21 protein-coding genes are annotated in these 23,350 nt (G+C 39.8%); 13 read left to right on the forward strand and 8 right to left on the reverse strand.

All coding sequences use genetic code 11. The features are described from left to right. Positions 1-100 precede the first annotated feature (100 nt). From porX to BMX11_RS00880, 4 genes are all read left to right on the forward strand, one after another. Positions 101-1,654 carry a T9SS response regulator signal transducer PorX gene (gene porX, locus BMX11_RS00865; protein WP_090879913.1) on the forward strand — a complete coding sequence of 518 codons (1,554 nt, stop codon included), beginning with the start codon at positions 101-103 and terminating at the stop codon, positions 1,652-1,654. A gap of 127 nt (positions 1,655-1,781) precedes the next feature. Beyond that, on the forward strand, positions 1,782-2,204 hold the full coding sequence (gene tsaE / locus BMX11_RS00870) for a tRNA (adenosine(37)-N6)-threonylcarbamoyltransferase complex ATPase subunit type 1 TsaE (RefSeq protein WP_090879916.1): 423 nt from the start codon (positions 1,782-1,784) through the stop codon (positions 2,202-2,204). Positions 2,205-2,270: 66 nt separating this feature from the next. After that, a complete protein-coding gene (locus tag BMX11_RS00875) occupies positions 2,271-3,500 on the forward strand; it encodes an alanine dehydrogenase (RefSeq protein ID WP_090879919.1) in 1,230 nt (409 codons plus the stop codon). Positions 3,501-3,518: 18 nt separating this feature from the next. Beyond that, complete coding sequence (locus tag BMX11_RS00880) at positions 3,519-4,202, forward strand: M15 family metallopeptidase (RefSeq protein ID WP_090879922.1); 684 nt, start codon at positions 3,519-3,521, stop codon at positions 4,200-4,202. Here BMX11_RS00880 and BMX11_RS00885 read toward each other — a convergent pair. From BMX11_RS00885 to BMX11_RS00900, 3 genes are all read right to left on the reverse strand, one after another. Then, positions 4,197-4,697, reverse strand: a complete 501-nt coding sequence (locus tag BMX11_RS00885; RefSeq protein WP_090879925.1) for a phosphoglycerate mutase family protein — start codon at positions 4,695-4,697, stop codon at positions 4,197-4,199. The two genes, BMX11_RS00880 and BMX11_RS00885, sit on opposite strands and share 6 nt — an antisense overlap. Positions 4,698-5,798: 1,101 nt before the next feature. Continuing rightward, entirely contained in the window at positions 5,799-6,863 is a 1,065-nt protein-coding gene (locus tag BMX11_RS00895) for an aminotransferase class I/II-fold pyridoxal phosphate-dependent enzyme (RefSeq protein WP_090879930.1), read from the reverse strand. Positions 6,864-6,877: 14 nt separating this feature from the next. After that, positions 6,878-8,209, reverse strand: coding sequence for a D-alanyl-D-alanine carboxypeptidase (locus tag BMX11_RS00900; RefSeq protein ID WP_090879933.1), 1,332 nt, complete (start codon positions 8,207-8,209; stop codon positions 6,878-6,880). Between the two features lie 50 nt (positions 8,210-8,259). Between BMX11_RS00900 and BMX11_RS00905 the strand changes: the two genes are divergently transcribed. The 5 genes from BMX11_RS00905 (at position 8,260) to BMX11_RS00925 (ending at position 14,499) form a co-directional block, all read left to right on the forward strand. After that, on the forward strand, positions 8,260-9,507 hold the full coding sequence (locus BMX11_RS00905; protein ID WP_090879936.1) for an aspartyl protease family protein: 1,248 nt from the start codon (positions 8,260-8,262) through the stop codon (positions 9,505-9,507). 103 nt (positions 9,508-9,610) lie between these two features. Then, on the forward strand, positions 9,611-12,127 hold the full coding sequence (locus tag BMX11_RS00910; protein ID WP_090879939.1) for a zinc-dependent metalloprotease: 2,517 nt from the start codon (positions 9,611-9,613) through the stop codon (positions 12,125-12,127). Positions 12,128-12,212: 85 nt separating this feature from the next. Continuing rightward, positions 12,213-13,079 (forward strand): phosphodiester glycosidase family protein, encoded by an 867-nt coding sequence (locus BMX11_RS00915; RefSeq protein ID WP_090879942.1) that lies wholly within the window; start codon positions 12,213-12,215, stop codon positions 13,077-13,079. A gap of 200 nt (positions 13,080-13,279) precedes the next feature. Continuing rightward, a complete protein-coding gene (locus tag BMX11_RS00920; RefSeq protein ID WP_090879945.1) occupies positions 13,280-14,203 on the forward strand; it encodes a hypothetical protein in 924 nt (307 codons plus the stop codon). A 104-nt stretch (positions 14,204-14,307) separates the two neighbouring features. Then, positions 14,308-14,499, forward strand: a complete 192-nt coding sequence (locus tag BMX11_RS00925) for a cold-shock protein (RefSeq protein ID WP_010599196.1) — start codon at positions 14,308-14,310, stop codon at positions 14,497-14,499. Positions 14,500-15,634: 1,135 nt separating this feature from the next. Here BMX11_RS00925 and BMX11_RS00935 read toward each other — a convergent pair. The 5 genes from BMX11_RS00935 to BMX11_RS00955 all read right to left on the reverse strand — a co-directional run bounded on the left by BMX11_RS00935 (position 15,635) and on the right by BMX11_RS00955 (position 18,770). Then, on the reverse strand, positions 15,635-15,955 hold the full coding sequence (locus BMX11_RS00935) for a DMT family transporter (RefSeq protein WP_090879950.1): 321 nt from the start codon (positions 15,953-15,955) through the stop codon (positions 15,635-15,637). Between the two features lie 51 nt (positions 15,956-16,006). Beyond that, a complete protein-coding gene (locus tag BMX11_RS00940; RefSeq protein ID WP_090879953.1) occupies positions 16,007-16,573 on the reverse strand; it encodes a Crp/Fnr family transcriptional regulator in 567 nt (188 codons plus the stop codon). A gap of 89 nt (positions 16,574-16,662) precedes the next feature. Further along, positions 16,663-17,085: a hotdog fold thioesterase gene (locus BMX11_RS00945; protein WP_090879956.1), complete on the reverse strand. Its 423-nt coding sequence runs from the start codon at positions 17,083-17,085 to the stop codon at positions 16,663-16,665. Then, positions 17,075-17,584, reverse strand: a complete 510-nt coding sequence (locus BMX11_RS00950) for a DinB family protein (RefSeq protein ID WP_090879959.1) — start codon at positions 17,582-17,584, stop codon at positions 17,075-17,077. The genes BMX11_RS00945 and BMX11_RS00950 overlap by 11 nt, the downstream gene beginning before the upstream one ends. Beyond that, entirely contained in the window at positions 17,565-18,770 is a 1,206-nt protein-coding gene (locus BMX11_RS00955; protein WP_090879962.1) for a sensor histidine kinase, read from the reverse strand. Before BMX11_RS00955 ends, BMX11_RS00950 begins: the two co-directional genes overlap by 20 nt. 138 nt (positions 18,771-18,908) lie before the next feature. On the opposite strand from BMX11_RS00955, the gene gltX reads away from it, so the two are divergent. The 4 genes from gltX (at position 18,909) to BMX11_RS00980 (ending at position 23,349) form a co-directional block, all read left to right on the forward strand. Next, positions 18,909-20,417, forward strand: coding sequence for a glutamate--tRNA ligase (gene gltX / locus BMX11_RS00960; RefSeq protein ID WP_090879965.1), 1,509 nt, complete (start codon positions 18,909-18,911; stop codon positions 20,415-20,417). A 187-nt stretch (positions 20,418-20,604) separates the two neighbouring features. After that, a complete protein-coding gene (locus BMX11_RS00965; RefSeq protein ID WP_090879968.1) occupies positions 20,605-21,054 on the forward strand; it encodes a hypothetical protein in 450 nt (149 codons plus the stop codon). A 218-nt stretch (positions 21,055-21,272) separates the two neighbouring features. Next, a complete protein-coding gene (gene ypfJ, locus BMX11_RS00975) occupies positions 21,273-22,115 on the forward strand; it encodes a KPN_02809 family neutral zinc metallopeptidase (protein ID WP_090879974.1) in 843 nt (280 codons plus the stop codon). Between the two features lie 100 nt (positions 22,116-22,215). Beyond that, complete coding sequence (locus tag BMX11_RS00980; protein ID WP_090879977.1) at positions 22,216-23,349, forward strand: sensor histidine kinase; 1,134 nt, start codon at positions 22,216-22,218, stop codon at positions 23,347-23,349. Position 23,350: the final 1 nt, after the last annotated feature.

Raw genomic sequence — 23,350 nt, forward strand, 5'->3', positions numbered from 1 at the left:
TAGTTAAATAGCCAGATACGGTACAAAAATTGCTATTTTTATTCATAGTTTAATTTACCTGCCAAAAAATAAAGGCATTACACCCAATTTTTACAAAAACATGCAAGAAACCAAGATATTATGGGCCGATGATGAAATCGACCTGTTAAAACCCCATATATTATTACTGAACGATAAAGGATATACTGTTGATACTTATACCAATGGTAACGATGCGTTGGAGGCGTTTGGTAAAGCACATTTTGATCTGGTTTTTCTGGATGAGAATATGCCGGGGATGAGCGGAATTGAAACGCTTTCGGCAATTAAAAACCTGAATCCGGATGTACCCGTGGTATTGATTACCAAGAGTGAGGAAGAGAATTTGATGGAAGATGCCATTGGGAGCAAAATTGACGATTATTTAATTAAGCCAGTAAACCCTAAACAGGTATTGTTAACCATTAAGAAGCTGATTGATAACAAGCGCCTGGTGAGTGAAAAAACCTCTATGGCCTACCAACAGGATTTTAGAAGGTTGGGCATGACTTTAAGCGATCGCTTAAATTACGAAGAGTGGATAGAAGTATACAAAAAGATCGTGTTCTGGGAACTGGAATTGGAGAAGTTAGATGACCCTCAGATGCATGAGATTTTAACGATGCAAAAACAGGAGGCCAATACCCAGTTCTCTAAATTTATAGAAGAGCATTATTTAGGATGGATCAAAGAGAAGGATAAAGCCCCCTTGCTTTCTAATGAATTGATGAAGAAGAAGGTTTTTCCGCATATCAATGATACTACTCCTGTATTTTTTATACTGATAGATAACCTTCGATACGATCAATGGAAGATCATTAACCCTTTAATTACGGAATTTTTCCGAATTGATGAGGAAGATATGTATACCAGTATTTTACCTACAGCGACCCAGTATGCAAGGAATGCCATCTTTTCCGGATTGATGCCTTTGGATATGGAAAGACGTTTCCCTCAGCTTTGGCAAAATGATGACGATGAAGGTGGAAAAAACTTACATGAAGAAGCCTTTCTGGCAGATCAGATTAAAAGGAGCCTGCGTAAGGATTGCAAATTCAGCTATAATAAGATTTTAACCTTTGAGCAGGGTAAAGATCTGGTAGACCAGACGAATAACTTATTGAAGAATGATTTTAATGCCATTGTGTTCAACTTTGTTGATATGCTGAGTCATGCCAGAACCGATATGCAGATGATTAGGGAGTTGGCAAATGACGATGCCGCCTACCGTTCGTTAACACTTTCGTGGTTTGAACATTCGCCGCTTTTTGATTTACTGAAAAAGATTTCTCAAAAGCAGGTAAAAGTCGTAATTACAACAGATCATGGTACCATTCGGGTTAAAAAACCGGTTAAGGTGATTGGAGATAGAAGTACCAATACCAATTTGCGTTATAAACAAGGCAGAAACCTGAACTTTAATGCTAAAGAGGTATTTCTGATTAAAAATCCTCATGATGCTTTGTTACCTAAAGTAAACATTAGCAGTAGCTACATTTTTGCCCGTGAGGATAGCTACTTTGTATATCCAAACAACTATAATCAATTTGTAAACTATTACAATGAAACCTTTCAGCATGGAGGGATTTCTTTGGAAGAGATGATTATTCCGGTGGTGACTTATTCGCCGAGGTAGGTAATTATCGAATGAGAGAATGATTGAATGAGTGAATGATGGAGTGGGTGGATAGCAGAATATTACGATAAAAATTTAGGCAAAAGCAATGCATTTTATGTATTACTTTTGCCTTTATTGTTTTAAAATGGAAATACAAGTAAATAATCTTTCAGATTTACCAGCTGTTGCGCAAAAACTGATTGATTTTGCCGGAGATGAAAAGATCTTCATTTTTGAAGGCCACATGGGGGCTGGAAAAACAACATTCATTAAGGCTTTTTGTAAAGCCCTTGGTGTATCTCACGTGGTTTCTAGTCCTACTTATTCTATTGTTAATGAGTATCCGGGTTTAAATGGAAATATTTATCACTTCGATTTCTACCGCATAAAAGATATCCGGGAGGCTTATGATTTAGGCTATGAAGAATATTTCTATGGAGGAGACATTTGCTTAATTGAATGGCCTGAAAGGGTAGAGGAATTATTGCCCGATGAATACATCAAGGTAGAAATTAAAGCCCTAGATGAAAGCCAGAGGGTTTTTAAATTTTCCAGAGCCGAGGTTTAATTAACGGTAATTTAACAGATTATTCGTATCTTGAACAACCTAAAACTAAAGAACTTATAACAAATCATGGCTACAGGATTACGCGAAGGAATGGCCGACATAGCTCGTCAGGGTTTACTGCAAACACAGGAAGCCATGCTCGAAACCCGAAACCGGAAAAACAGTTTAAATATTGGAATCCCTAAAGAAATTTCCTTTCAGGAAAACCGAATTGCACTTACCCCGCTTTCTGTTGCGCTTTTGGTTAATAATGGCCATAGGGTTGTTTTAGAGAGCGGCGCGGGTACAGCTGCAAACTTTTCCGATGCTGAGTATGCGGAACAAGGCGCTAAAATCAGCTATGATAAGAAAGAGGTTTTTGCTTCTGATATTCTGGTGAAAATTGCGCCGCCAACCTTAGATGAAATTGAGTTGATGCACAAAGGGCAGACCTTAATTTCTTCTTTGCAAACCGGAACGCTGAAGCAAGAATACCTGAAGGCTTTGATGCACAAGAAAATTAATGCCTTGTGTTTTGAGCGCCTTCGTGATGAAGGTAATGTACTGAGTGTAGTTAGGGCCATGAGTGAAATTGTTGGTTCAACTTCAATCTTAATTGCGGCAGAATATCTGAGTAATGTTACTGGTGGAAAGGGATTAATGTTGGGAGGCTTCACCGGTGTTCCGCCAACCGAGATTGTTATTTTAGGAGCAGGTACGGTAGGAGAATATGCTGCCAGAACTGCCCTGGCGTTGGGCGCTGAGGTAAAGGTTTTCGATAGTTCTATTTATCGTTTAAGGCGATTACAAAATAACCTGGGCAACAGCAGGGTTTTTACATCTGTGATGCAGCCTATTGTTTTAAATAAGGCTATAGTAACCTGTGACGTGGTTATTGGTGCCATTAGGGCCAGCCATGGCAGAAGTCCTTGTATTGTGATGGAAGAAACTGTGGCTAAGATGAAACCTCATTCGGTGGTTATTGATGTCAGTATTGATCAGGGCGGTTGTTTCGAAACCTCTGAAGTGACTAATCACACCAATCCTGTGTTTAGAAAATACGACGTTATTCATTATTGTGTTCCAAATATTGCTTCCAGAGTGCCCAGGACAGCTTCTTACGCTTTAACCAATATATTTGCGCCTATTTTAATTGATATTGGCGAATACGGTGGCTTAACCAATATGATCTGGAATAACCCGGGTATTAGGGAAGCGTTATACATTTTTCAGGGAAATGTAACCAATAAGGATTTATCAGATATGTTTAACTTACCTTACAAAGATTTGGAACTGCTGGTGCTTTCCAATCAGTAACCGCCAGCCATCTCCGCTATGAAGCATTTTCTTTCTTTTTTTTTAACTTTTGCCTGCCTGAACGCTTTTGCCCAGGAGAAAACTAAAACGAAGCAAAAGCTGGTGGTAGTAAGTTCTTATAACCAATATCTGGCATCTGTTAAGCACAACCCGAATAATGAGCTGGTAGAGATTAAAAAAGCTATTCCTTCCATTAAATTGGATATTCGCTATGCTACCAAAAACAATTTTATGCAGCAGGTGATGTACAATCAGGCAAGGGCATTTGCCCGAAAACCTGTGGTGGCATCCTTGAAAAAGGTTCAAACGGAGCTGCTTAAGAAAGGCTACGGACTAAAAATATTTGATGGTTATCGTCCGTATGCGATCACGGTGGCATTTTATCAAAAGGCGAGCGATAAAAATTTTGTGGCAAACCCTGCCAAGGGCTCGAAGCACAACCGAGGTTGCGCCATTGATTTAACGTTAATCAACCTTAAAACGGGCAAAGAATTGGTGATGCCCACTCCTTATGATAGTTTTTCTGCCGCTGCGGCTGCAAAATATGCTTCGGTTTCCCCTGAAGCCAGGAAAAACCGCGATTATCTTATTGCCGTAATGGGGAGACACGGTTTAAAAGTGCTCGACAATGAGTGGTGGCACTATGACTATATTGGCTGGCAAAATTACGATCTGATGGATATCCCTTTTGAGAAGTTATAGGTGGTGTGGCCTTCCGTATTGATCCATTTTTACTTTTCCTTTGTCTCCCTTCACCGTTAAATGGAAGATGTAGTCATAATCATCATCCGTTAATTCTTCTTTAGGTTTTTTAGCCCCAAAGGCTTGTAAAATTTCAAGAACAGTATTGGAATGACCAGCAATCATAATGGTTTTACCTGCGTAGCTGTTTTTTATTTGTTCTACCAAAGAAGGAATGTCTTTATAATCTATCACCTTCGGGATAATTAATGAGTCTAGGGTTTGGTGTGTTCTTTTGGTGGGCGTGGAAAAGGCTAAATCAAATTTAACCTTTTTAAGATAAGTGGCTAAATCGCCTGCTCTTATTCTTCCTTCATCAGATAGATTGGGGTCTTTATCCTCAGGATTTGTTTTGTCTTTTTCTGCATGGCGCACCACCCAGATTTCTGTAGTTTGAGCCAGGCTGAACTGTGTAAAGAGAAACGTTATGCTTAAGAATAAGATTAGTTTTTTCATGTTATAAATATTCAAAAAAAATACGGAAAACGCTTTATCTAAAATCCCGTCATGCTAGATTTATTTCGGTATCTGTTTTGTGAGACCCTGAAACAAGTTCAGGGTGACGATCGTGTTAGGGGTTTATTAAGAGATCTTATTCCTAAATCTCGTCATGCTGATCTCAATACTATTAACTTAAACTAAACGCTGTCTGAGCTTCCCGATGTGAAACCGGGACAAGTAGTCGAAGACCTTTTAATAAGTCGAAAACTAAAATGGATTACCCTTCGACAGGCTATTATTGACGTTATTTTATAACTATTTATTAATAAGACATTTAACTCAGTCTGTATTCCCGTCTTTTCTAGTTGTAGGGTCTCGCTACAACCTAATGTTTTTCTCTTTTCCTCGCCGCCGGAAGGGCTCGTACCTTTTTCTTGGCAAAAAGGTACCCAAAAGCCAAGGCTTGCACCCTTTCTTGGCTAGAAGCATCCGAATGCCATTGGCGGTAATAAGAGGCTTAGGCCTTTGCACTTTAGGCCAGCCCTCGCTGCTTATTTCCTTGGTGAGTGTGTACCCGTTTGAAACTGCAAGCATTCGACTGTCCTATCCTGCGAAATGCTGCTAGGCCGGGGTCGTACTTGGCATTGATAGAGCTTTATTAACGGCAGTTAGCATGCGCATAACCCTCGGCGGTCGTCATTTCCTCGCAGGGAGGAATCTTAAAGCAGGTAAAAAATGTCCCTTATATTGATTTGTATGAAATAAATTATTCTACTATTGAGGTTATTTTGTAACTATTTATTAATAAGATGTTTAGTTTAATATGTATTCCCATATTTTCTAGTTGTAGCATCTCCAATGCTATTAACTTAAGCTAAACGCTGTCAGTCTAAGCCTGTCGAAGACCTTTTAATAAGTCGAAAACTAAAATGGATTGCCCTTCGACAGGCTCAGGATGACAATCCATTTTAGTTTTCTCCTTAAGTTAATAGCATTGATGCTGTCCTGGAACGCAGTGGAAAGGTCCACAATTATTTATTTTAGCACTTTTTTTGTGAGATCCTGAAACAAGTTCAGGGTGACGATATATTAGGGGCGTATTAAAAAGACTCAAGTTTAAATCCCATCTTCGATGTCCTTTACTGCCTCAATTAATTGTTCAACATCGATATAACTATGCCAACTGCTCAGTACAATTCTATTAATCGGGGGGCTATTTTGATCAGGGTAAGGAAAGGAAGAAATCAAAATGTGCTTATTTAATAATTCTTCTCCAGCTTTTGGGTTCTGCGATAAAAATGCAGGAAAGCCAGGAGCATAATCCCAGGTTGAACCTAAGCCGGCACGCAATTGCCGGATATTTTCGTTGAGTTTTTCCTGTGCCTCTGCGTAAATTTCCTTCGCCTTGATAAAAGCAAACAAGCCAGCTGCTGCCGGCGGTGAGGCACCTACAAAAATAGAGGTATCCTTCAATTCTTTAATGATTTGGCCTGAGGCCAATACCAAGCCTGCATCTACTCCAAGCGCTTTGGCCATCGAAGCCACAACTACCAACTCAATGTTTTCTTGTTTGGGTAATTGTGAATATGATCCCAAGCCTTTATGATTTACCCCAATACCATGTGAGTCATCCACAATCAGGATTAATTGCTTATCTACATTAATTGCTTTTAAAAAGTTAAAATCATAAACTTCCGGGAAAAGATTATTCATGGAGTTGCTGACAAGCACCCAGTTTTTGGAAGAAGATGAATTAATCATCTGAATGGTTTCTGATGCCCAATATTGGAAAGAACCCTTACTGCTTGGTTGTTTGTCAAGCCACAATGCCGGATGGCTAGCCGGAGCATGGATTACTTCTCCAAATGATGCAAGCGCTTTAACCGTTAGCTGAGCAGCTAAGTATCCACTGGATGTGATTAGGGCAGCTTCAGACTTATATCTTTCTGCGGCAATTTGCTCAGCAAGGTCGTAAATACCCAGCTGGATATTGTTATTTCTGCTGGTTCCATTGTTTAATCCGAATTTTTTAATCCCTTCCAGGTAAAAATCAATAAATTCCTGGTTTTGTGGGATCCCCAGATAAGCCGTGCCACCGAAATAAAGATAGCTATTTCCATTCAGCACAATGCGATTGGAAAAGGGCTGCGGTATCGACTTAAAATCCAAGGGCTCTTTCATAAGGGTAGGAGCAGTTAAAAGTTATTATGAATATAAGTCATGATCCTGACCATCTCTGCTCTTACTTCGGCTGTAGGTTTTACAAATCCGTTATTCATAAACGAGTAGATGTATGTTTTTCCCTTTTTGGTGATGACGAACCCACTTTGATTATGAACGCCTCCTAATGAGCCTGTTTTACCAAAAACAAATGGGTTGTCGGTTTTTGGGTAGGCATTTTTCAGTGTTCCGGTTTTTCCGCCGGCAGGCATCATATCAAATAACCTGTTCCGATCATTTACCTGCTTGTAAATGGAATCTAAAAGGTATACCATGTCTCTTGGGGTAAATAAATTTTGGCGAGATAAGCCCGACCCATCTACCCACTTTACTTTGTCGGGTAAAAAGGAAAGGTAATTCTTTACAATATGCTGGATGGCTTTGGTGGTGCTGAGTGTGTCGCCCAATTCATTTGAACAAACTAAAAGCAGGTGTTCGGCAATGAAATTATCGCTGGGCAGCATCATGTGTTTTAAAACCGAATCCCGTTTAGCACCGTAAAGCGTTTTGGCGTTAGCGGGCAGCCTCAAATCTATTAAGCCAATCGGCTTGTGTAGCGTGTCTGCAAGTACTTCCACTGTAACCTGTGGGCTCGTTTTATATGGGTTTTGCTGGTTGTAGCCAGGCTTCACCGCAACTGCGGGATAATGAAATTGGTTGGTTAAAAAGTCTCTCGTTACCTGAAAGTTTCCTGTCGTTTTTGTCGAATCTATCTTGAAGCAGGGAGCAAAAACCTTAGGTGAGATGTTAATTTTATTATTAGGGCCCGCATAGGTAGAGGTTACCATATTATCCATAATGGGCATTTCGGTAATTTCTGGTTGATAGTAGTAGTCGTAATCATCCCAGGCCCATCCATCGCCAAAAAAGTTTCCGGAATATCTACCCGGGGCAAAAAACAGTTTTTTATTACTGGACAGGAGAAAATTATAGGCCGACTGGTCTTTTACTGCAAACTGCAGGAAAGCCGGATCGCCGGTTCCCCAAAAAATTAGTGAGTCGTTTTTTTCAATGTATTTTAATGCAGGCAACCTTTCGGGAAGCATTTTTAAGCTGGCAAAGAAAGTATATAATTTGGTGTTAGATGCGGGAGTGAAGTATTTATCGGCATCTTTCTGATAAATCATCTTTTTAGCCTCCATGTTGTAAAGGGCAAAGCCTACCTGATATTGCTTTATTACTTGCGAATTCTTGAACTCTTTGCTTACTTTTTTGGCAATTATGTGATCAGTTGAGCAGCCTGTTACCAATATCGTATATATGCCGAGCAAGAGTATGCAGGTGGCCTTTGTTTTTGTACCAATCATGTTTTGAGTTAGAGATGAGAATTATCAACTAATTTATTAAATTTAATTTAATGTTAACCAAGTATAGAAGAGTTGTAATAATCTGTTTACGCAAGATGCTTTTTTGTGCAGTTCTCCTATTGTCTTTTTTGGTTTGCTTTGGTCAGGATTTCCACTTACCGCGCAAACAGCAAAAACAATCTATCACTTTTAGAAACATTAAAAACCTCATCGTTATCCCGGTAATGGTAAATGGAAAGGGCCCCTATAATTTCGTGCTGGATACGGGTGTGGGGCCTATGATTATTACCGAACCCAGCATCATAGATTCGCTCAATTTTAGCAAGTTGCGTAAGATTGTAATTTCAGGTTTGGGGGTGGAAACCGTTGAGGCCTTTGTTTCTCAGAATATACATGTTCAGATTGGGAGAGCCCGGGCAGATTACATGCCAACGGCTATTTTGAAGGAAGATTTCTTTAATCTTTCCGGTCACCTGGGAATTAAGATTTATGGTTTAATTGGATATAATTTTTTCAATAGTTTCATTGTGGATGTGAAGTACAGCCAGAATAGGGTGGTTTTTTCTGTTTTCGATGCAAAAGTAAAATACAAGGGCAATAAGATGCCTATCGATATCGAAAATCAAAAGCCTTATTTAACTACGGAAATTGAAATACCTGAAATTGGAGTTGTTTCTGCAAGGCTATTGATGGATACCGGTGCGAGCCATGCTTTATCAATGGAAATGTTAAATGGACAAGCTTTCCCACTTCCTGAAAAACGGATTAAAGCGAACCTGGGAATGAGCTTAAGTGGCCAGATAAAAGGATACGTTGGTAGAATAAACCGGATTACTTTAGGGAAGCATGAGTTTAATGAAGTGGTTTCGGGATTTCCGGATTTTGATGCCATTTCAAAAAAAATCGATCTGAAATTTAGAAATGGAAACCTTGGTGGAGAGCTGCTCAGAAAGTTCGATGTTCAGTTTAACTACCGGGAAAAATTTATTTATCTCAAACCCAATAGCTTTAGCAAAGTGCCATTTGAACACGATATGCTTGGCCTGGTGGTTTACCTGGATCAGAATGAATTTAAAAGGGTGATTATTGGAGAGATTGATGAAGATTCGCCCGCTGAGAGGGCCGGTTTGTGCCCGAACGATGAAATTTTAGGAGTTAACTTTAAATCGATAGAATTCTACTCACTCAATGAACTTACTGAAATGTTCAGATCCAAAGCAGAGAGAAGTTTGATTTTTGAAATTTATCGTGACCAGCAAATCCTCTATAAAGTTGTACGTCTGCAAAAACGAATTTGATTGTGCGTAATTTTCCGGTTACATGCAGAGGCGCTATGTAACAAGGATTTAACTTTGTACTCTTATTACCAAAATTACCAGACAAAAAAATCATTCAGTACAGATGAAAAGAAACATTAAAGTACTTGCATTTGCAGGTATCGTTGCTTTTGGTATGGCCGGAACAAATACCGTTTATGCTCAAAAGAAGCCTGCTAAAGGTAAAGCAGGAGCACCAACCACCCCTTCTGCAGCTCCAGCAGCAGCGCCGAAAAAAGAAGGAATTAAACCTTTTTCAGAGGTGATAACTTCGAAAGCAAAAGCGACCAATGGTTTGTTTAAAACCTACCGTTTAGAGGATAAGTGGTATTTCGAAATCCCGGATTCTATCATTAGCCGTGAAATGTTAGTAGTAACCCGCCTGGCAAAAGTTCCTGCGGGCGTTAAGGTTGGCAACCAACAATATGGCGGCGAACAGCTAAATGAGCAGGTATGGAAATGGGAGCGCAGAGGGAAGCAGATTTACATCCGTGTACCAAGCTATTCAACCAAAGCCGATCCAAACAGCGATATGTACCAATCGGTGCAAAACTCCAATCTGGCTCAAATATTAGCCAGCTTTGACATCAAGGCTTATAATAAAGATACCACAGGTGTAGTGATTGATGTAACCGATTTTTATAATGGCGATGTGATGGCCATTGGTGCAACAGATCAGATTCGTAAAGCTTACAAAGTAACGATGTACGATGCAGCAAGATCTTACATAGATACGGTAAAAACCTTCCCGATTAACGTGGAGGTAAAAACGGCTAAAACTTATCGTGCGGCAGAATCGCCAACAGACAATAGCAATGGTGCTGTAACTTTTGAATTTAATACTTCGATGTTGTTGCTCCCTAAAATACCTGTTAAAGCAAGGATTATGGATAGTCGTGTGGGTTTCTTTGGTCAATCGCAAACCGATTACGGAACGGATGCCCAAAAGGCTGAACGTACAGCATACATTCACAGATGGAATTTAGTGCCTAAAGATACCAACGCATACAAGCGTGGGGAGTTGGTAGAGCCGGTAAAACCTATTGTAATTTATATCGATCCGGCAACACCGAAAAAATGGGTGCCATATTTAATTCAGGGGATTAATGACTGGCAGGTTGCTTTTGAGTCTGCAGGGTTTAAAAATGCCATTTATGGTAAGGAAGCACCTACTCCACAACAAGATCCTGAATTTAGTGTAGAAGATTCGAGATATTCTGTTGTACGTTATTTTGCATCGGATATTGCCAATGCTTACGGTCCGCACATCAGCGATCCACGTACCGGACAGATTTTAGAAACACATATCGGTTGGTACCACAACGTAATGAGCTTATTGCGCAACTGGGTTTTTGTACAAACAGCAGCTACAGATCCAACCGTGCGTAAACCTAAATTTACCGACGAACAAATGGGAGAATTAATCCGTTTTGTATCCTCACATGAAATTGGCCATACTTTAGGCCTTCCTCATAATTTTGGTTCAAGTTATGCTTATCCGGTAGATTCTTTGCGTTCAAAATCATTTACAGATAAACATGGAACAGCGCCATCCATTATGGATTATGCCCGTTTCAATTACATTGCACAGCCGGGTGATGGCGTAACCAAGCTTCATCCACAAATTGGTGAATATGATAAATGGGCTGTAAAATGGGGTTATTCATGGATTCCAGGAAATAAAACCGCAGAGCAGGAAAAGGAAATCCTGAATCAGTGGGTACTCAAAAATGCAGGAAATCCAGCGTATTTCTATGGTAGACAAGGCACAACTCTTGATCCTAGATTACAAAGTGAAGACTTAGGAGACAATGCCATGAAAGCAAGCGCTTACGGTATTGCAAACTTGAAACGTATTCTTCCAAATGTAGAAAAATGGACTTTCCAAAAGGGTAAAGATTATAGTGATTTAAAGGAAATTTACACAGAAATCGTTAGTCAATATAATCGCTACATGGGGCATGTTACCACTAATGTAGGTGGTTTAAGTGAGAACTTTAAAACTTACGAACAGGCTGGGCCGGTTTATGCTTACTTGCCTAAAGCCAAGCAAAAAGAAGCCATCGCCTTTTTCAATCAGCAATTATTTACTACACCGCTATGGTTAATCAACAATCAGGAATTAAGCAAGTTTGATAATGGTGTGTTGTTAAACCGTATAAAATCTGTTCAAACCAATACATTAGGTAACTTATTATCTCCTTCAAGGATAGCGCGTTTATTAGATAATGAGGTTAAGAACGGCAGCGCAAGTGCCTATACCTTGCCAGAACTTTTCAGAGATTTGAAAACAACAGTGTTTGCGGCGGGAAGAGCAGATGCCTTTAAACGCAATTTACAACGCGCATATGTTGATCGTTTAGCAGATTTAATGACCAAAGAAAATGAGATGCCTCCAGGCTTCCCCGCTGAATATGCGGCAAGCTATGGATTGACACCAATTAACGTTGGTTTGTCTGATATCCGCCCATTGGTTAGAGCAGAGCTTAAAACACTTTTAGCCACAACAAAAGCGAGAGCTGTTGCTGGTGATGCCATTACCAAAGCGCACTACGAAGACCTTAACATTCGCATTAAGGATATCTTAGATCCAAAGAAATAAGACAGCTTATATTGTTACATAAACGGGGCAAATCAGTAAAATGAATTGCCCCGTTTTTTTTACTTTTATCGCAAATCAATCCCCAATGCGTCATCAATTTTTTCTCCTCCTTGCCTGTACTATTTTCAGCTTTAATGGCTTTGGCCAGAATCAAGACTCTTTAACTCTTGTAAAAGCCAAATGGCAGAAGCATCGGATTTCTAAACAGCTCAGGCTTTTTAAGTATCATTTTACAGATCAAAAGCTATTTAAGGCGAACGAAAACATCTCCTTTTTAGAAGTGAAAAATACCGGTAGAAAAGCTGTTTTCGCTTTAGCTGCCGATGAAAAGGAGTTAATAACAACGAGTACTTTTGCCGAAAGCAATGCCGCAATAGCGGCCATTAATGGTAATTTCTTTGATGTGAAGAATGGTGGTTCGGTAGATTATGTGAAAGTTTCAGGGCAGGTGATTAATACCAACAGATTGGATAAAAATGGAGAAAGAGCCCGGCATCAACAAGCAGCAGTAGTGATAGGTGATGGAAAATTAGCGATTCAAAAATGGGATGGCACTGCAGATTGGGAAAGCCGAATGAGCGAACAGAATGTGTTACTGAATGGGCCGCTTTTAACTTTAAATTATACGGATGAAGTATTGGATACCACTTCTTTTACCAGGCTAAGACACCCCAGAACCGCAGTTGGGATTAAGCCAAACGGGAGGGTGATTTTGTTGGTTGTTGACGGGCGCAATGAAAATTCGGCGGGGATGAGCTTATCCGAATTAACTAAAGTAATGAAGTGGCTGGGTTGTAAAGACATCATCAACTTTGATGGCGGAGGATCTTCCACCCTGTGGGTAAAAGGAGCAGGAGATAATGGTGTGGTTAACTATCCGACTGATAATAAGAAATGGGACCATGAGGGGCAGCGTAAAGTGGCGAATGTGGTGCTAATTAAGGCTAAGTAGTTTCTTTAACAGGTTGGAGTTCTGGTAGCGCAAACTGGAGTTTGGTTTGAAGCGTTTTATGTAGCTAAATTGATAGACAATTAAGCAATTAAACAGTTCAACAATTAAAGTTTTTGTTTGTGTTACAGCCATCTTACTTCTCAATACTTGTCTCTTGCTTATCAATATTTCTTTATTTTAGCCGCAGAATTTTGCCAGAAATGATTAAAAACCTGATCTACCTATTTTTTATTGTACTTTTTTTTACCGCTTGCGGGCGTACAAAATCTACTGATGCCACTTTGCGTGAATTTACCTTTGCACCGGTAAAAGGGATTCGTTATGAAGAAGTAAAACGTCGCTTTAGCAATAACCTCTCATTCAATAAGGAAGGTTTTATGCAAAAACCCTCCTGGATTATTGAAGTGGCTGCTGAAGACACGATGATGGCCTGGAGCCCGCAGAAACAAATTATGCAGAAATTTTACCTGCAATATGATCATGGGAACGTATATAACTTTGCTGCAGAATTTTTTAAGGTGAAGCACATTAGTAAAGATAGCCTTGTTTTTCAGCGGATACAGGTAGATGGCAAGGAGATCGCTTCAGATATTCGCTCTGATGTGAACATGACTTTTTACGCCCAAAGCTATATTAAAAACAGACTCAAAACCATTGCAGAGAAGCTCCAGAAACCGAGCCGGGCAGATACCGCTTTCATTGAAAAAAGAGCTACAGAAGTTAATGCAACTAAAGATAGCGCTTTCGCAGCAACAGAGCCTGTTCAATTTATTCCGAAAAGTAAGGTGGTAACGGCAGAGAAAATCAGTACGGTTGACCGGTTAAATAAAAGAACAGAATCTTACGACTATATGTTCCCACAATACCGGATTGTAATTGATCGGGCATATAAGGATTTTGCCTATGAAGTTTCTGCCATTGTAGATTTTCAGGGAGGCATACACATTACTACCGTTTATGGCGTTTTGCCGGATGTTGCAGAGGGGAAAAAAAGAATGATGCAAGGGGTGGCAGATATCTACCTGAAAAACCTGTTTAATGTTATTCCCGGAACTACGCTTGGAATTCCACATAACAGCCAAATAACGATGACCCTCGTTGGCAAGGCTCTTAAAAAGCCTTAATAATCATATCTTTACGAAATTTTAACGTTAAAAAAATGTTAAAATTTATTTTGATTATAAAATTTAAAACTTACCTTGCAGACTTAATTTTAATATTTAATACAATGCAAGAAGGCACAGTAAAATTCTTCAATGTAACTAAAGGTTTTGGCTTTATCATCCCTGCTAACGGCGATAGCGAAATCTTTGTTCATTCAACAGGTCTTATCGACGAAATCCGTGAAAACGACAAAGTACAGTACGAAGTTGCTAACGGTAAAAAAGGCTTAAATGCCGTTAATGTGAAAGTAATTTAATTTATTATCATATTTACAAAGAAGGCTGCTTTCTCATCGATGGCGGCCTTTTTTTGTTTTAAAGATTTTTTCTTTCCAGGAAGAGGGAAGCGCCCTTCTGGCGGAGAAGAAAGAGATTGTTGAGTCGTAGCGAGACGCTACCAATGCTATTAACTTAAGGAGAAAATTAAAATGGTTTGTCATCCTGAGCCTGTCGAAGGGCAATCCATTTTAGTCTTCTCCTTATTAAAAGGTCTTCGACAGGCCACTATTGATGTTTCTTTATAACTATTTATTAATAAGACATTTAACTCAATCTGCATTCCTGTCTTTTCTAGTTGTAGGGTCTCGCTACAACCTAATATTTTTCTCTTTTCCTTGCCGCCGGAAGGGCTCGTACCTTTTTCTTGGCAAAAAGGTACCCAAAACCCAAGGCTTGCATCCTTTCTTGGCTAGAAGCATCCGAATGCCATTAGCGGTAATAAGAGGCTTAAGCCTTTGCACTTTAGGCCAGTCCTCGCTGCTTATTTCCTTGGTCAGTGTACCCGTTTGAAACTGCAATCATTCGACTGTCCTATCCTGCGAAATGCTGCTAGGCCGGGGTCATACTTGGCATTGATAGTTCTGTATTAACGGCAGTTAGCTTGGCGCATAACCCTCGGAGGTCGTTATTTCCTCGCAGGAGGGAATCTTAATGCGGTTTTAGGATATGAAAGTGTCTTCGGCGGCGAGCCGAGGAAAGACTGCCTAGCAAGGTAAAAAAATATCCCTTATATTGATTTGTATGAAATAAATTATTCCTCAGGACAGCATTTAGCTTAACTTAATAGCATTGGAGACGCTACGACTAGGAAAAGATTTATTTTTGTCCTGGCCGGACGGGCTCCTTTCTTTTGACACCAAAAGAAACAAAAGTGTCGGCTTAAAACTTTTCTGTTCAAGTCAGTGCGTTGGCGAGGTAACTGCATCCCGAAAACTTTATCAGGCCGATCCGAGCTGAACGGAGAAACAGTGGTTTGGCCTTGTTGGATGGCAAAGCAAGATGGCTAAACATATTGCATTACGATAGGGAATGACGGCCGCCGAGGGGTTGTGAACCTTGCTCACATCCAATTAATAATGCACCGCCGATACCAGCTTTACCACCAGTTTAAAATTAGTGTGAGGCAAAAAATTTAAGCCCAACAATAGAACCTATTAACGTGCAAATGAAGAAAAGTCTCCAAAATGTTGCAGGTTCATTAAAATATAGAATGCCAATAATCACCGTCCCTACGGCTCCAATGCCTGTCCAAACGGCATATGCTGTACCCATAGGTAAATTTTCTAATGCCTTATTTAAGAAAACAAAGCTAAGCACAGCACAAACCAAAAAGCCTAAACTCCATTTTAATACCGTAAAATTTTTCGAAAGATTTAAGCAGGTAGTGAAGCCAATTTCTAAGCAGCCTGCAATAATTAGGTATATCCAACTCATGCTGCAAAGATAGGGGCTAATTGTTGCGCAGGATTTTACAAATGTTAAAAACTACTTCACACTGGCTCTGATTCGGCTTAAGGTAACTTGTGTTACACCTAGGTAAGAGGCTATAATTCCCAGGGGAATGTTTTTGATGAGCTCGGGGTATTGAAACAAGAGCGCTTTATACCTTTCTGTAGCCGTTTTAAATTGTCTGGATATAAAACGTTCTTCTGTTTTAATCAACTCATGTTCTGCAATTTTTCTACCCCAATTGGCAAGGTCGGCATGTTTAAGGTATAGTTCATGCAGGCGGGAAGATTTTATCCGATATACTACAGCATCCTGCAAGATATCAATGCGTTCGTAGCCCGGTTTTTGATAAACATAGCTGTTAAATGACAGGCAAATATCGCCACTAATGCCGAACCAAATGGCTATAGGTTTACCATTAATCAGTATTGATGCCCTCGCTACGCCGCTTTCTAAAAAGTAGAAGGCATCTTCAAATTTTTCTTCTCTAATGATTATCGTACCCTTTTTCACTTCCAATCGTTCCAGTTCATCGCTCAAAAGCGCAAAAGAATTTTCGCTTAAGGCAGAGGTGGAACGGATGCGGCTGAGGGTGTGGTGCATTGAAAGATAGAATTATTGAATGATAGAGTTGTTGAATGATAGAATGAATGAATTATTGAATGACGGAATGATCTGAACTATTGAACCAACTATTTTTGCTGCGGAATGATGGCCACTGTTAATCTGCTGATGCAGTTCATTTTTCCACGTTCATCATAAATTTTAATTTCCCAAACCATCGTTTTGGCTCCTACATGAAGCGGTTTACAGATTCCTTTTACCAAACCACTTTTTACCGGACGCAGGTGATTGGCATTTACTTCCAAACCTACAGCCATATACTTTTGAGGATCAATACACATGTAGGAAGCAATACTCCCCAAGGTTTCGGCTAATACTACCGATGCTCCGCCATGTAAAATACCGGCTGGTTGGTGGGTACGTTCATCTACGGGCATTGTTGCCACAATAAAATCTTCGCCAATCTCGCTGAATTTAATGTCTAATAATGCTCCAATATGGTTTTTTGGGCGATCATTCAATTCATCAACAGTAAAGTTCTTAAACCACATGGTAGCGCTCTTTTAAGATGGAAACATGGTGAATAATATGGCCGGCAACAATAAAAAGGATCGATTTTACATTGATTTCGCGTTGGGAAGCAATTCCTTTTCTATTGAGCTCCGTTTCGTCGAGTGTTCTAAAAAGATAGAGGTTGGCCTTTCGCAGGGCTGCAAACTCTTCAATCAGATCTTCCAGGTCGCGTTCTGCGAAGCGGGCATGCAGCACGTAATCGTCTTCATCAAAACCGGGTAGGGCTTGTTGTTCATTTCTGGCAAAGCAGGTTAGCCTGTAAACCAAAATCCTTTCTGTATCGATGATGTGGCCCAACATTTCCTTTAGTGTCCACTTGCCTTCAGCATAAGCATAGTTGGCCTTGCTTGCATTATTTCTAAACAATTCGGGGATGCTGGTTACCTGCTGATTCAGGATTTCAAAAATATCTCCATCAACTTTGCTAATATAGGTTTCGCCCCAAATCGGGTATTCATTAGGCTGTGGTCGGTTCATACGTTAAACTGCTTTTTAATATTATTCTGAAGGTAGTTCCTTTTCCAAGATCGGATTCTTTTACAAAAATTTCGCCACTGTGGTAGTTCTCTACAATTCTTTTGGTTAAGGATAAGCCGAGTCCCCAGCCCCGTTTTCGGGTAGTGTATCCTGGTTGAAAAACGGCATCAAACTTAGATCGAGGAATCCCTCTTCCGGTATCAGAGACATCAATAAATACCTGTTCTTTGGCCAAATTTTCGATGATATTGATGGAAATTGTTCCCTCATTTTCAATAGCATTCGCCGCGTTTTTTAAGAGGTTTTCAATCACCCAATCAAAAAGCGGAATGTTGAGCATGGCCCTAACCTGATCATCGCCGGTAATTTTAAATTTAACCTTATCGGATGTTCTAACCTTGAAGTAATCTAAGAAATTGTTGATGACAATATAAACCGTATGGTCTTCCAGAATAGGCTTTGAACCAATTTTAGAGAAACGATCGGTGATAATTTCCAAACGCTTCACGTCGTTTTCCATCTCGGCAATTAAAGGGTCATCTTCCGCATCAAATTTAGACTTCATGAGCTCTATCCAAGCCATAAGCGACGAAATGGGCGTACCCAGCTGGTGTGCCGTTTCTTTTGCCAAACCTACCCAAACATGGTCTTGCTCTGCCTTTCTTGATGAACTGAAAGCGGCGTAAGCGGTGAGGAGGAAAAGGAAGATCACAATCATTTGGATATAAGGGAAATACCGCAATTGCGTTAAAACAAACGAATCACGATAGTAGGCCATATATTTATCACCAAAAATATTGAGTTCGGCTGGAGCGTGCTGACTTTTCATATTTCGAAGCTGCCGAACAAAATATAAGCTGTCAAACTCTAGTTTATCTGCTCCCGGGTTAGGTGTTTTAGTGGTATCTAGTCCGGTGGATGAAATAATTACCCCATCTTTATTCAGTAGAATTACGGGCATTTTAATGTTTTCACGAACATCATTCACCAAGCTTTGCGATAGGGGATCGTCAAATAGAAGCATGGCTCTTTCTTGAACACGTACCCATAATTTAAACTGTATGGCTTCTTCGCGTTCCATTTTCTTTACGAATGAATCGGTGTAAAATACTGATGCTATGCCGATTAGGATGGCAAAAATAAGGAGGAAAAATTTCCAGCGGCGTTTCTTTTCGTAAGGATTCATGCTTTAGATAGGCAAATTACGATAACAAAACGAAAAAAACATAAAAAACATATCTTTGTGCCGAGCATGGTGCATGACGTATAGCACTGTAATATTCCAGATCGCTAAGCTATTAACTGCCTGCTCGTTGCTAAAATCATGGATAAAAAAGTTAGAGTAAGATTCGCCCCTAGTCCAACAGGAGGCCTGCATTTAGGCGGTGTCCGCACGGCTTTATTTAATTATCTGTTCGCTAAAAAGAACAATGGAACCTTTGTTCTTCGTGTAGAAGATACCGATCAAAACCGTTTTGTGGCTAGTGCCGAAGAATATATTGTAGATTGTTTAAACTGGTGTGGCATTACGCCTGATGAAAGCCCGAGCCATCCCGGCAGCTATGGCCCGTATCGTCAAAGTGAACGTAAACCCAGTTACAGGAAATTTGCTGAGCAGCTCATTAGTGATGGTTATGCTTATTATGCTTTTGATACAACTGAAGAGTTGGAGGCTAAGCGAAAAGAGTTTCCTAATTTTCAATACGGACAAGCAACTCGTATGCAAATGCGTAACTCGCTTACGCTTACCATTAGCGAAGTGGAAGCGCTTTTAGCCGCCAAAACACCACATGTAATCCGCATTAAAGTTCCGGAAAATGAAGTGGTACACTTTAACGATTTAATCCGTGGCGATGTAAGCTTTGACACTTCATTGGTAGATGATAAGGTTTTATTGAAAGCAGATGGAATGCCGACTTATCATTTGGCCGTTGTGGTGGATGATAAAGCAATGGAAATTTCACATGCTTTTCGTGGTGAAGAATGGCTGCCTTCTGCATCGATTCATATTTTGCTTTGGAAATATTTAGGGTGGGAAAGTGATATGCCAAGCTGGGCACATTTACCACTCATTTTAAAACCCGATGGACACGGGAAATTAAGTAAGCGTGATGGTGATCGTTTAGGTTTTCCGGTATATGCGATGAACTGGGCTGATCCTAAAACCGGTGATGTAACCAAAGGTTTCAAGGAAATGGGATTTTTGCCTGAAGCCTTCATTAATATGCTTGCCTTACTCGGCTGGAACGATGGTACAGATCAGGAGTTGTTTAGTTTAACAGAACTGGAACAAAAATTCTCGGTAGAGCGTATTAGTAAAGCAGGCGCAAAATTCGATTTTGAAAAAGCCAAATGGTATAATCACGAGTGGATTAAACAATCACCTGTAGATAGCTTGCAGTTACCCGTTAAAAATGAATTGTTAAAGGCAGGTATTGAGGTAAACGATAATACCTTTTTGAATACCGTAATTGATTTAATTAAAGATCGTTGCACTTTGTTGCCTGATTTTGTTGCACAAAGCCGCTACTTTTTTGCTTCTCCTACAGAATATGATATAGCTTCGGTAAAACCAAAATGGACAGCAGAGAAGGCCGATTTCTTTAACACTTTTGCCGAAAATTTAACCTTAACCGATGCCGCAACAGCAGAAAGCGCTTTTAAAGCCCTGGCAGAAGAAAAAGGATTTAAGCCAGGTGAATTAATGTTGCCTTTCCGCATTATGCTGGTGGGTGGTAAGTTCGGTCCTGGTGTTTTTGATATTGCTATTTTGTTGGGCGTTGAAGAAACGAAAGCTAGAATTGCTCAGGCAATTACTGCCTTTAACAGCTAATAAAAGATATAACTTGAGCCTTCCGATTTCTGTCGGGAGGCTTTTAATAATATTGCCACTAGCGTTGGCAATACCTTGCCAAAACTTCAAAATACACTAAACGATTATAAACGTTTATTCCCGGCTATTTCTTAAAATATTTTTTATTTTGGTGCCTCATCATCCCTATTAGTTCTTAAAACTAATAATGATGAAAAAAGATCAAGAATGGCTTGAAATCCAGGAGCTTATAGCTGCTCACCGTACGGTAAATGATAAATCTATTAATAATGATTTGTTTGTGCCTATGTCCGATTTCAATGAGATGGCTATAAAATCAACACAATTACTTGAAACGGCTTTATTACTCAAACCCAATAGCCTCAACTATTCTCTAAAGAGTTTGTGTCGATTAAGTAGTGACATCAAGAAAAGAGCACAGTCCTTAAATGTTGATTTTTTTGATTTACCTTTCTCTTTCTTAATCCATATTTATTGCGGAGAAGTAATTCGTAGACTGGTAGGGGGCGAATGGTTTATCAAGGAACATGAAAACGGGACTTTCGAAGATGCTTTAATTATAGAAAAGTGGGAACCCGGGGCCATTTACAATCCAAGAATGTTCGTCACTAGCCTGTTAAGTAATGTGGGGTCTTAATTTTAAGCACCTTAAAATGCTCATATATCTTAGTTTTAGGCAAAATACGCGTGTTGTCGCTGGCCATTTTACATCCAACCAGTTTCCATATTACCCCTCTTTTAAAGCCTTTTTTGATTTCAACACAATTAAGAATAAAGCGATTAAAATAATTTCTATTTTAGTATAACAATTGACCTGTAATTGGGGTTGTTTGTTTGGACTTAAAAATTAATACTATGCAATGGTTTGGTAAAGGAAGCGGAAACGTTGAAGACGGCAGAAGTGGAGGAGGAGGAAGAACAGCTTTAGGCGGTGGTATCGGGTTAATCGTTATCGTTTTAGGCTTGTTCTTTGGGAAAGATTTAACGGGTTTAGTAGGGCAGCTTCCTGCAGGGGCTGAAAATACAGAAGTTAAGCAAGGAGTGCCGGCGAACGATCCACAAGCGCAATTTGTTTCCGGGGTATTGGAATCTACAGAGCAGGTGTGGGACCGCGAATTCCAGGCGATGGGTAAAACATATGAATATCCTAAACTCAGACTTTTTAGAGACGGCGTTCAAACGGCTTGCGGTTATGCGCAATCTAATGTGGGACCTTTTTATTGCCCTGGCGACCATAAGGTATATATCGATCTCTCTTTTTACGATGATTTAAAAAATCGCTTTGGCGCTGCCGGCGATTTTGCTCAAGCTTATGTTATTGCCCATGAAGTGGGGCATCACGTGCAGAATATATTGGGCATATCTGCCAAACTGGATGAGGCCCGTGGAAAGGTTAGTGAAAAAGAATACAACCGCCTATCGGTTAAACTAGAATTACAGGCCGATTTTTTTGCAGGTCTCTGGGCTCACCATGCTCAAAATTTAAAAGACTTTAAACTCGAAGAAGGCGATATAGAAGAGGCGCTAACCGCGGCAAATGCCATCGGTGATGATAAGCTTCAAAAGCAAGCCACAGGAGATGTTCAGCCCGATTCTTTTACCCATGGCACCTCTCAACAGCGGATGTATTGGTTCAAAAAAGGGTTTGAAACCGGAGACATCAGGCAAGGGGATACCTTCAACTCAAATAATTTATAAAATTTAAAACATTTTTAAAACCTTTTTGTTGGTTTACAGTTAATGAGCATTGTGTCTCTAAACCAAGCATATTGTCCCGACCTTAAATTGTTTTATATAAATGATCCTTATAGTTGATGACAGGCCTGAAAACCTGATCTCCTTACAGAAAGTACTACAAGCACACAATTTCGAAGTCGATACCGCTTCCTCGGGAGAAGAGGCGCTGAAGAAAGTCTTAAAAAACAACTATGTCCTGATTATCCTCGATGTTCAAATGCCAGATATGGATGGATTTGAAGTGGCTGAAGCTATTTCTGGTTTCAGCAAAGCGAAGGATACAGCCATCATATTTCTATCTGCAGTAAATACCGAGCTTAAATTCATCACCAAGGGATATTTGAGTGGGGGATTGGATTATATCACTAAACCTGTAGACATTAATGTGCTTTTGCTTAAAATCAAAACTTTTTACCGCATTTACGAGCAGAGCCGAAAACTGAATGAAGTGCAGGAGAAATTGCTGGAAGAAATTGAGTTTAGAAAACAGGCTGAAAATAAAAAGGATGAATTTATCAGTATAGCAAGCCACGAACTTAAAACGCCTTTAACCAGTGTAAAAGGATACATTCAATTGCTTCAGCGCAGTTTGGATAAAGATAATAAGGCTATGGCGATAAATCACCTGGAAAAAGCCAGTATTCAATTGGAAAAACTGAATGATTTGATCGTCGACTTGCTTGATATTTCGAAGATTGAAAGTGGGAAGATGAAGTTCAATATGCAGCATTTTTGTGCCGATAACATGGTAAATAATGCCATCGAAATGTTGCAGCAATCCAATCCTAACTTTATCATTAACAAGTTAGGTAAAACCCATGAAATGATTTTTGGAGATGAGATGCGACTGGAACAGGTTGTGATCAATTTTATCACCAATGCAATTAAATATGCACCCGGTACCAACCAGGTAAATGTAACCATCAACATCAAGGATGGTAAATTATATCTGGCGGTAAAAGATTTCGGTATCGGGATCTCTTCCGAGCAGCAAAAAAGAATTTTCGAGAAGTTCTATCGTGTTGAAGAAAATAGCAACCGCTTTAATGGTTTAGGGATCGGATTGTACATCTGTTCAGAGATTATTAATCGCCATGGCGGCACTATTGGTGTAAATAGCGTTCCGGATGAAGGTTCTGAGTTCTATTTTATCATTCCCATTACCGAAGAAGCCATCCTCCAATCCCAAAGCTAAA

The sequence above is a fragment of the Pedobacter rhizosphaerae genome (assembly GCF_900111155.1).
In the GTDB taxonomy this organism is placed as follows: Bacteria; Bacteroidota; Bacteroidia; order Sphingobacteriales; family Sphingobacteriaceae; genus Pedobacter; species Pedobacter rhizosphaerae.

Bases quoted from the DNA above. Each gene is read 5' to 3' on its own strand.
- BMX11_RS00940 (WP_090879953.1), bottom strand. From the start codon at position 16,573: ATGCACCACACCCTCAGCCGCATCCGTTCCACCTCTGCCTTAAGCGAA.
- BMX11_RS00980 (WP_090879977.1), top strand. From the start codon at position 22,216: ATGATCCTTATAGTTGATGACAGGCCTGAAAACCTGATCTCCTTACAG.
- BMX11_RS00920 (WP_090879945.1), top strand. From the start codon at position 13,280: ATGATTAAAAACCTGATCTACCTATTTTTTATTGTACTTTTTTTTACC.
- BMX11_RS00880 (WP_090879922.1), top strand. From the start codon at position 3,519: ATGAAGCATTTTCTTTCTTTTTTTTTAACTTTTGCCTGCCTGAACGCT.
- BMX11_RS00905 (WP_090879936.1), top strand. From the start codon at position 8,260: ATGTTAACCAAGTATAGAAGAGTTGTAATAATCTGTTTACGCAAGATG.
- BMX11_RS00925 (WP_010599196.1), top strand. From the start codon at position 14,308: ATGCAAGAAGGCACAGTAAAATTCTTCAATGTAACTAAAGGTTTTGGC.
- BMX11_RS00895 (WP_090879930.1), bottom strand. From the start codon at position 6,863: ATGAAAGAGCCCTTGGATTTTAAGTCGATACCGCAGCCCTTTTCCAAT.
- gltX (WP_090879965.1), top strand. From the start codon at position 18,909: ATGGATAAAAAAGTTAGAGTAAGATTCGCCCCTAGTCCAACAGGAGGC.
- tsaE (WP_090879916.1), top strand. From the start codon at position 1,782: ATGGAAATACAAGTAAATAATCTTTCAGATTTACCAGCTGTTGCGCAA.
- BMX11_RS00910 (WP_090879939.1), top strand. From the start codon at position 9,611: ATGAAAAGAAACATTAAAGTACTTGCATTTGCAGGTATCGTTGCTTTT.
- ypfJ (WP_090879974.1), top strand. From the start codon at position 21,273: ATGCAATGGTTTGGTAAAGGAAGCGGAAACGTTGAAGACGGCAGAAGT.
- BMX11_RS00875 (WP_090879919.1), top strand. From the start codon at position 2,271: ATGGCTACAGGATTACGCGAAGGAATGGCCGACATAGCTCGTCAGGGT.
- BMX11_RS00885 (WP_090879925.1), bottom strand. From the start codon at position 4,697: ATGAAAAAACTAATCTTATTCTTAAGCATAACGTTTCTCTTTACACAG.
- porX (WP_090879913.1), top strand. From the start codon at position 101: ATGCAAGAAACCAAGATATTATGGGCCGATGATGAAATCGACCTGTTA.
- BMX11_RS00955 (WP_090879962.1), bottom strand. From the start codon at position 18,770: ATGAATCCTTACGAAAAGAAACGCCGCTGGAAATTTTTCCTCCTTATT.
- BMX11_RS00915 (WP_090879942.1), top strand. From the start codon at position 12,213: ATGCGTCATCAATTTTTTCTCCTCCTTGCCTGTACTATTTTCAGCTTT.
- BMX11_RS00900 (WP_090879933.1), bottom strand. From the start codon at position 8,209: ATGATTGGTACAAAAACAAAGGCCACCTGCATACTCTTGCTCGGCATA.
- BMX11_RS00950 (WP_090879959.1), bottom strand. From the start codon at position 17,584: ATGAACCGACCACAGCCTAATGAATACCCGATTTGGGGCGAAACCTAT.
- BMX11_RS00935 (WP_090879950.1), bottom strand. From the start codon at position 15,955: ATGAGTTGGATATACCTAATTATTGCAGGCTGCTTAGAAATTGGCTTC.
- BMX11_RS00965 (WP_090879968.1), top strand. From the start codon at position 20,605: ATGATGAAAAAAGATCAAGAATGGCTTGAAATCCAGGAGCTTATAGCT.
- BMX11_RS00945 (WP_090879956.1), bottom strand. From the start codon at position 17,085: ATGTGGTTTAAGAACTTTACTGTTGATGAATTGAATGATCGCCCAAAA.